Genomic DNA, 320 nt, shown 5'->3' with positions numbered 1-320 from the left:
AATTTTCCGGATTGGTATAAGTACATCTGTGCTACCTTTCTGTGCGAGATGATTTTCGAGGCTTTAGATACGAAAAAACCGCTGTAAAAACAGCGGTTTAATCTTTAAGAGTGGTGGAGGGATAGGGATTTGAACCCTAGAACCGCTATTAACGGTTGCCGGTTTTCAAGACCGGTGCTTTCGACCACTCAGCCATCCCTCCAACAAATTGTCATCAACAGATTAGTACACTGTTGAGGTTGTTATTTGCTAATGCAAGTAACGATACCTTTTGTCTTCACCTTTCAAAAAAGTGAAAATAAATTTAAAGCCTGGCGATG

The 320-nt window shown here is 40.6% G+C and carries 1 tRNA gene; it reads right to left on the bottom strand.

What is annotated here, in order from left to right:
- Positions 1–111 precede the first annotated feature (111 nt).
- Positions 112–202: transfer RNA gene (locus AB4503_RS25575), tRNA-Ser, on the bottom strand.
- Positions 203–320: the final 118 nt, after the last annotated feature.

Source organism: Vibrio sp. 10N.222.55.B11 (assembly GCF_041473705.1).
Taxonomy (GTDB): domain Bacteria; phylum Pseudomonadota; class Gammaproteobacteria; order Enterobacterales; family Vibrionaceae; genus Vibrio; species Vibrio crassostreae_C.
This window is presented reverse-complemented; position numbering and strand designations above follow the sequence as displayed.